This is a genomic window from Vibrio sp. OPT46 (assembly GCF_015163535.1).
GTDB lineage: Bacteria > Pseudomonadota > Gammaproteobacteria > Enterobacterales > Vibrionaceae > Vibrio > Vibrio alginolyticus.
In genome coordinates this window covers 52,627-61,146 of sequence record NZ_JADDYG010000359.1, presented here as the reverse complement: position 1 = coordinate 61,146, position 8,520 = coordinate 52,627, and the positions used below count along the sequence as shown (strand labels likewise).

Annotated in this window: 9 protein-coding genes; 8 read left to right on the top strand and 1 reads right to left on the bottom strand. The window is 45.8% G+C overall.

The annotated features are described in order from the left end of the window. Positions 1-173, bottom strand: a 173-nt coding sequence (locus IQR33_RS35875) for a histidinol dehydrogenase (protein ID WP_193843872.1), incomplete at its 3' end; no start/stop codon positions are given. A gap of 289 nt (positions 174-462) precedes the next feature. On the opposite strand from IQR33_RS35875, the gene IQR33_RS16855 reads away from it, so the two are divergent. From IQR33_RS16855 to IQR33_RS33315, 8 genes are all read left to right on the top strand, one after another. Beyond that, positions 463-1,212 carry an HpcH/HpaI aldolase family protein gene (locus IQR33_RS16855; protein ID WP_193843868.1) on the top strand — a complete coding sequence of 250 codons (750 nt, stop codon included), beginning with the start codon at positions 463-465 and terminating at the stop codon, positions 1,210-1,212. A gap of 150 nt (positions 1,213-1,362) precedes the next feature. Next, on the top strand, positions 1,363-2,319 hold the full coding sequence (locus tag IQR33_RS16850) for a LacI family DNA-binding transcriptional regulator (protein WP_025768661.1): 957 nt from the start codon (positions 1,363-1,365) through the stop codon (positions 2,317-2,319). A 267-nt stretch (positions 2,320-2,586) separates the two neighbouring features. After that, positions 2,587-3,582 carry a TRAP transporter substrate-binding protein gene (locus tag IQR33_RS16845; protein ID WP_193837795.1) on the top strand — a complete coding sequence of 332 codons (996 nt, stop codon included), beginning with the start codon at positions 2,587-2,589 and terminating at the stop codon, positions 3,580-3,582. 58 nt (positions 3,583-3,640) lie between these two features. Further along, complete coding sequence (locus IQR33_RS16840) at positions 3,641-4,204, top strand: TRAP transporter small permease (RefSeq protein WP_025768663.1); 564 nt, start codon at positions 3,641-3,643, stop codon at positions 4,202-4,204. Beyond that, entirely contained in the window at positions 4,201-5,481 is a 1,281-nt protein-coding gene (locus IQR33_RS16835; RefSeq protein ID WP_193843867.1) for a TRAP transporter large permease, read from the top strand. Before IQR33_RS16840 ends, IQR33_RS16835 begins: the two co-directional genes overlap by 4 nt. A gap of 514 nt (positions 5,482-5,995) precedes the next feature. After that, positions 5,996-6,970 (top strand): ester cyclase, encoded by a 975-nt coding sequence (locus IQR33_RS16830; protein WP_017820104.1) that lies wholly within the window; start codon positions 5,996-5,998, stop codon positions 6,968-6,970. A gap of 49 nt (positions 6,971-7,019) precedes the next feature. Next, a complete protein-coding gene (locus tag IQR33_RS16825) occupies positions 7,020-8,015 on the top strand; it encodes an ester cyclase (RefSeq protein ID WP_017634491.1) in 996 nt (331 codons plus the stop codon). Next, positions 8,008-8,520 (top strand): sodium:solute symporter family transporter (locus IQR33_RS33315; RefSeq protein ID WP_416222682.1); only part of this gene is annotated, 513 nt, incomplete at its 3' end. The genes IQR33_RS16825 and IQR33_RS33315, both read left to right, overlap by 8 nt.

The following is an 8,520-nucleotide window of genomic DNA, read 5'->3' as shown; positions in this document are numbered from 1 at the left end:
GACAGGCGGAATTGCTCCGGCGACCAGTTATCAAACTTTTCAGACAACTCACGTACAGCGCTATCACCTTTCGATTCAATATCAGCAAGAATGTTTTCAACAATCTGACGCACTTTTGCGTCGTTTGATGCTGATGCTTCTTCAGTGATTCCGTTTTTTAAAATGCGTGCCATTGGGTTTCTCCTTGAACATTGAGGCTGACGAACGGTTATTTTTATGCTTTTGGATACGAATGCAAAATCAGATTAAACACTTAATTAACATTTGACAAGTTAAGTCAACAAACCACAAAAACAACCCTTAAGCCTTTGTATTTATTAGCTTAAACAAATAAAAGCAAGTAATAAGGACCTTAATTAAGTTTAATTTTCAATCAAAAATGAGTTTTAGATCACATCATTTTTACTCATCATTTACATTTCTACATGTTAGTTTTTGCATACCTTTGCAAAGGAGAGAATCATGAGCAATTTTAAACAACGTCTGAAGCAAGAAACGATATTAGGTACATTTGTTAAAACCCCTCACCCTCACATTATCGAAGTATTGGCACTGGCAGAGTTGCCTTTTGTGGTACTGGATGCAGAGCACGCACCTTTCGATCGTTCCTCGCTTGATCTGTGCATCATGGCGGCCAGAGCGAATGACCTCGCGTGCGTGGTACGAGTACAAGACAGCGCTCCTTCAACCATTTTGAACGCGCTTGACTGTGGCGCGGCGGGTGTACAAATTCCCCATGTTTGTACTGCTGAGCAAGCGACGCAACTGGCGAAAATCTGCCATTACGGAGAAGGTGGCCGAGGGTATGCTGGTTCCAGTCGAGCAGCGCAATACGCCACTAAGCCCATGGTTGAACACTTAAAAGACAGCCGTGCGAATACGATTGTCATTGCACAAATTGAAGACCCTCAAGGGGTTGAAAATGTTGAAGCGATTGCCAATGTTGAAGGAATTGATGCGCTCTTCATTGGCCAAGTTGATCTCACTGTCGCTTATGGTGCTGATAGCGTTCATGATGAGAAAGTCGCACAAGCAAGTATGCGAGTAATCGAAGCGGCCAGAGCCGCCAATAAACCTGTTGGCATGTTTGTCGCGACGGCTCAACAAGCTCGGGAATGGCGTGAACTCGGCGTTAGCTTCTTTTGTGTTGGCTCTGAACACAAAACGATCATTGATGGCTTCAAGCAAGAGAGAAATGTGATGAATTCTTGAGTTTTCTCTGATATTTACGCCTTATCAATGTAATGCTCTAGACACAGAAATCCCCTAGCCCATACACTCAGCACGTATGAGAAGGTTCAATGGCCTTAAATAAGGAGTATCACCATTAAAGCGAAAGTAACTTCGATCGACGTCGCGAAGATGCTCGGCGTCTCTCAATCGACGGTATCTAGAGCATTCAGCCCGACTGCGAGTATTAGCGAGAAGAAACGCAAAATGGTGATGGATGCCGCAGCTAAGCTCGGATACACACCGAATGCCATCGCCCGAGGTCTGATTTCGAATCGTTCAGGCTTAGTGGCGATTGCGTTAGATAGCGAATCAAACCCAATGTACGACATGCAATCTCGTGCTTTGGCTGTCGAAATTCAAAAGCGAGGCGGACAAGTTGTGCTTTGCCCTATCGACAAGGACGACCTCGATCTCGCCATTTCACGCGCCATTGAATACCAAGTGGACGGACTCGTTATCGCCACCAGCCGTTTAACCTCACGCGCGTTTGCCCAATGCGAAAAGTTTGGCGTTCATTTAAGCTTGATTAACCGCTACGCCGAGGGTATTAATGCCAATAGCTCTGGTATTGATAACCGATTGGCGGGCCAACAAGCAGCCGAGTATTTAACGCAGAAAGGCGCAAAACAGTGTGCTTATATCAGTGGCGATGCTGGCTCCATGACCAGTGAAGAGCGTTGGCTGGGTTTCTCTTCAAAATTGCAAGAACTCGGCTCCCCGTCACCAACCTTTATCCAAGCCAAGTACAGCTTTGAAGCAGGCTTAGAAGCGGCGAAAGCGATCTTGTCGCACACTAGCAAACCCGATGCAATTTTTTGTGCAAACGACATCCTCGCCATGGGTGTGATGGATGGCTTGCGACAAGCCGGAGCAAAGATCCCCCAAGACTTCTCTGTGATGGGTGTAGATAACATTCCGATGTCTGCATGGCCGAGCTATGATTTGACCACCATTGCTCAACCAGTCGACAAAATTGTTAAACGAGCGGTTGAAGATTTGATGAATCGAATCAACGGCAACCTGGATGCAACTGGCGAATACCTTTTCGAGCAAGGCACCTTGATCGAACGTAGTAGCACCATTTAATAAATCCATTTTTATTCATTCTTCATAAACAAAATGCCTTGCTTTCGAGTAAGGCATTTTCTGTGATCACGATTAAATTTTCACCAATCGTTATTTAATTCCTCATCAATTCATCAATCTTGTTATTGACTTGTTACTTTAATGTTTTATTTTGGATTCGTATGCAAAATGGATATGAATTGCTCAACTAATTTATAAAAACATAAAAAGTTGTGTGACTTGCCGACGAATGCCAATGGCAGGTCATACCAGAAACAAGGAAGAACGATGAAGAAAGTAATCCTGACTTCACTTACCGCACTGGGGCTTGCATTTAGCAGTATGAATACGTTTGCAACCAGTGTTATACGTCTTGCTCATGACAGTCAAGAAACCTCTCCCGTACACAAAGCAATGCTCTATTTCGAACAAGAAGTGGAAGCTCGCTCAAACGGTGAGATAGAAGTTGAAATCTATCCGGCAAGACAACTAGGCGATGTGCGTGAGACGACTGAACTCGTGCAGCAAGGCAACTTACAAATGACGTTTGGTGCGTCAGTTTTACTCTCTCCCTACGTCCCAGAGTTTAACGTGCTCGACGTGTTCTACCTTTTTGATAGCGAAGAGCAAGCACACAAAGCGCTCGACAGTGAGAAGATCGGACAACCATTGTTGAATGCTATGGAATCAAAAGGCTTTCATGGACTTGGCTTTATGGAGGTCGGCTTTCGTAGCGTGACCAACAACAAACAGCCAATTGATAGTATTGAGGACCTGAAAGGGCTAAAGATTCGCTCGGCATCTAACCCCACTCAAATAAGCGCGTGGAAATCTATTGGTACTGCGCCAACACCTCTGTCTTGGGGAGAAATTTTCACCTCGTTACAACAAGGCCTGATTAACGCTCAAGAAAGTGCTATCTACTCTATTTATGCCGAACGTTTTTACGAGGCACAAAAGTACCTCTCTTTAACTAACCATATATACACCAACTACGTGTTGTTCATGAACAAATCGTTTTGGGATTCACTGCCGGCCGCACAACAAGCGCTGATCAGTGAAGTAAGCAAAGAAACCATCGCAAAACAGCGTGAGCTCGCCGCTAAGCAAAACCAAGAAGTAATCAAAGAGCTCGAAGCAAAAGGCATGACGGTTAACATCGTCCCAGACGAGGTACGCAGCATCATGAAAGAGAAAATGAATGCGGCCGTGTACCAGGACTTGCGCAGTAAAACGGGTAAAGACTTGTTTGACAACGTGATGGCCGAGATAGAACGCCTATAACTCCCACTCTTTTGCACGATCTGGCAACAGGTCGTGCTTTCTCGTTTTGGAGGTGAACATGAAGTGGTTTCGCTTACTAGACAAATACCTAGAACCAACCCTTATCGTTATCGCGATCTCAACGATGACAACTTTACTGTGCTTGCAAATCGCCCTACGCCTGTTCGATGCAACGATCGCGTGGGCTGAAGAGCTGGCTCGTTATTTATTCGTATGGGCGATGTACCTGAGCATCAGCTACTGTATCCGAGATGATCGACACATCCGCATTCGTGTGTTCATCGATAAACTTCCGGGCAATTGGACGCAATTCAGTTTGATTGTCTCTGATCTTATCTACCTTGCCTTTAGTGCAACTGTCGCCTGGTTTGGATTTAAGGTTATAAACCGCAGCCTGCAACTCGGTCAGATTGCACCCGCAATGGAAATTCCTATTGCGTGTTTGTATGCCTCTGTTTTAGTTTGCGCACTATTAAGCTGCGCGCGCCTAGTGACAAGCATTTATCAACGTGTGAACGCGTGCTCCACCAGCAATGAACGAGTTCGCTTTTCTCGCCAACGCTATCGCCATATCAAAGCAAAGTATCGTACTTCTAACCGACTATTGGAGTTTAACGCATGACGTCTGCACTTTTGTTTGGCAGCTTTGGTCTGCTTCTGCTCATTGGCGTTCCGGTCGGTATTGCTCTGGCGGCAGCCAGTATGGTCGCGATACTCAGTCTGCCGTTTCTTAACATCGAGTTTTTAGTCCAAGGAATGGTAACAGGGCTCGACTCTTTCCCTCTCCTCGCCGTCGTTTTTTTTACCTTAGCAGGTAACCTTATGAGCCAAGGAGGGATCTCAAAACGATTATTGCATGTGGCGGAGGTCTTCTTTGGCCACTTTACTGGCGGGCTTGGCATCGTGGCCATTGTGGCGTGTATGTTCTTCGCTTCCATCTCTGGTACAGGGTCTGCCACTGTTGCCGCTATCGGCTTGACGATGATTCCCTCGATGGTAAAGAAAGGCTACGACCGCAGCTTTGCAGGTGCTTTAATCGCGTCCTCCGGCGGAATTGGCGTCATTATTCCACCCTCTGTGGTGATGATCGTCTACGCGATCACAGCTGAAGTCTCGGTAACTAAGATGTTCATAGCGGGCATCATTCCTGGCTTGGTCGTCGGTATGGTATTGATCGGCTATTGTCTAATTGTCTCAAAATTGCGGGGCTACACAGGTAACGAGCGCAAAGCGACCTGGGCAGAGCGTCTTGATGCGCTAAAAGAAGCCAGTTGGGCAATGCTACTCCCCGTGATCATTCTCGGCGGTATCTATTCCGGTATCTTCACACCTACCGAATCAGCCGCCATTGGTGTGCTCTATGGCTTATTCTTTGGCATGTTTGTTTATAAAGTGCTCAAACCAGCGCAAGTTGTGAAAATCATTCTAGAGTCGTCACTGTTAGTTGGCGCAGTACTCGTCATTGTGGGTGCGTCCGTGACGTTTGGCCGCATATTGACCCTAGAACGTCTACCGGCCGAGATTGCTCAGTTCATTCTATCGATTACTGAAAACAAACTTCTGATACTGCTTTGCATCAATGTCCTGTTGTTGCTTGTCGGTACCTTTATGGAAACGCTGGCAGCCATTGTTATTCTCACACCAATTCTGCTACCCATTACGTCAGCACTCGGCATGGACCCCGTTCATTTTGGTATCGTGATGATCGTGAACTTGGCCATTGGCTTTGTTACGCCTCCTTTAGGTGCCAACCTGTTTATGGCAAGTCAGGTAGGCAAAGTGCCGATAGAGTCGCTCTCTAAAGCCATCATGGGTTGGATTGGTGCAATGATAGTGGCGTTGATGTTGATTACCTTCATCCCTGCCATCTCGCTATCGTTACCTGCGCTTTTATCCTGATCGTTGCACTCATAGAGCGCTTATGACTGTTATAGCCACTAGATAAACACCTTTCTAGTGGCTTATTCGTTATTTACTTCCGATTTAATAAAAAAGCCTTTAAGCATTCGTATGCAAAAGGAAAATTTGAAAGATATAAGGATAATTGACACCAAAATAGCTGAATATTAGCGATAAAGTCTATTTGGGTGCCTTGATCTGCATGATTATCAGTTTTGGCTTAATCATTTGTTTCCATTCAAACAGATAAAAATAAATTAAGCGATTAAAAAACAATAAGATATTAGGAATATTCATACAAAAAACTTTGACCTCCTTTCTTATTAACACGTCTCGATAAGAGATAGCTTCCATCTCTCCTGTACTTTTTTAGTTTATTTTCCGCTCAATTGTTAAAAATCTGATCATCAGCACGCTATTTAAACAATCGAAAAACAATCCGTTGACAAAATGGCAACATGATATATTTTGAATACGTAATCAAAACATAATTATTCAATTACGGAGGTGATTTATGGCCATGGTTGGCTTCGATGAAAAGTGGCGTGATTTTCCCGACTACATTCTTGGTATCACAAAAGAGATTTGGGAAGACCGAGGTTTAAACACCTTAGAACACTACTACTCTCCCGACATTGTTGTGCGTACTCCACTCTCTATCGTTCAAGGAAACGAAGGGGTGATCAGTGCAACAATGGCGACACTGGCCGAGTTTCCCGATCGCACGCTATATGGCGAAGACGTCATTTGGTCAGGCACCCCGGAACAAGGCATGCTTTCTTCTCATCGAATCATCTCTACTGCAACACACAGTGGCAACGGCTTCTATGGGCAAGCTTCGAACCGCAAGCTTCGTTTCCGTATTATCGCAGATTGCCATGCTATCAATAACCAAATCAATGACGAATGGTTGGTTCGCGATCAAGCCGATATCGCGAAACAACTGGGCATGACGTCAGAAGAGTTTGCACGCCAACAAATCGAATTTGAAGGTGGCGTGGAATCAAGCCCATTTCCGTTCACTCCTGAAGTCGACATTCCTGGACCTTATTTGGGCGTAGGCAACGACAACGAATATGGTCAGCGCTACGAAGCAATTCTCAGAAGCCTTATGAATGCCGAGTTCTCAATAGTACCGAAAGAGTACGACCGCGCTTGCATCGGCGAATACACTGGCGGTCAAACTGCCCTATCACACTCGGAAGTCGATCATTTTTGGATGGCACTTCGTGCGTCTTTCCCAAATGCTCAATTTACCGTTCACCATCGTATTGGCCGAGATGACGACATGATGTCACCACGCGCGGCAATTCGATGGTCTTTGCACGGTAAGCATGAGGGATATGGGATGTTTGGTAAGCCTTCAGGAAAAGAGGTTTACATCATGGGGATCAGCCACGCTGAGTTTGGCCCTTGGGGTCTTCGTCGCGAATTCACTTTGTTTGACGAGACCGCAATCTGGAAGCAAATCCTGCTTCAGCAAGGCTAACGGCTGACTAAACACTATTTATTAAAATCACAGACAGTAAGGAAGCAACATGTCACTCAACATCATCGAACAGTTCTACCAGAACTACTTCAAAGCCGCAGACATCGAGCAAAAACAGGCCGCTCTGCAAACTTTGAACCCTGACGTAAAATGGTGCGTGGCGCACCCTGTGAACGATCTTAATGGCCCAGATGCAACCCACGAATCTTTCCTCTCACCACTTGTTAATGCTTTGCCTGACGCCGAGCGCCGACCAATAATTGTTATGCACGGCGAATACGAAGGCCGCACTTGGTACAACTCTACCGGCTACTTTATCGGTACATTTGAACAACCACTGTTTGGCATCCCAGCAACAGGGAAAACACTCTACTTGCGTTACACCGAAATGGTGTGTGTGGAGAACGACCAAATCACCGAATCTTACATGATCCCAGACTTCATCGACGCGATGAATCAAGCAGGCTGCAACCCTCTTCGTAAAAGCTTAGGTCACGATGGCTTGGTTCCTTCTCCTGCAACTTCTAACGGTATTCAACAATCTGTTGTGTCTTTGGAAGAAAGTGAAAAGAGCGCCCAGCTGGTTGAAGATATGCTGTCTTGCTTGGGTCGTTTTGATGGCAAAGATCTTTTCTCGATGGATTTAGAAAACTACTGGCACAATGACTTCATGTGGTACGGCCCTGCTGGTATTGGTACTACGCGCGGTATCAAAGGTTTCCGTAACCACCATCAAGCGCCATTTGTGTTTGCGTTCCCAGATCGAAGTGTCGATATTGAGGTCAATTTTTTGGCCAAAAATGACTACGTATCCACAGGTGGTTGGCCACATATGCATGGTACTCACACTGGTCACAGTGGCTGGCTCGGTCTTGCCCCAACCGGAAAACACATCGAACTTCGCGTTATGGACATTTGGCGACGCGAAGGCGATTTACTGAAGGAAAACTGGGTAGCGATCGACATCGTTCATATCCTGCTGCAACTTGGCTATGACGTGTTTGCACAAATGAAAGAACAGTTAGAAGGACCTAATTATGCATGAGTTTGGCGCACTTAACTGGAGCATCCTTGGGGGATACATCGCCCTAACGCTAGTACTGGGTGCGGTGATTGGTAAGCGAGTCACTTCAGCTAGCCAATTCGCTTTGGGTGATAAGAGCATCCCTTGGTGGGCGATCGGTATTTCTGTCGTTTGTACTTACGTGAGTGCCATGTCTTTCCTTGGCGGGCCAGCTTGGTCTTACAAAGAAGGCCTGTCGGTTATCGCGATTCACCTCAATTATCCGCTGGTGATCTTCTTCATCGTGGCTGTGTTTATGCCGTTTTTCTACAACAACGGTTTAACCTCCATCTACGAGTATCAAGAACGACGCTTCGGTAAGGCTTCACGACTGACTTTGTCGTTTATCTTCCTTATCAAACAAGCATTGAGCTCGGCAGCCGTACTCTACGCGACAGCAATGATTTTAGAGTTCATTACTGGTATCGACGTGATGTACTGCATCATGATCGTCACTGCAATTGCCCTTATCTACACCGTAATGGGC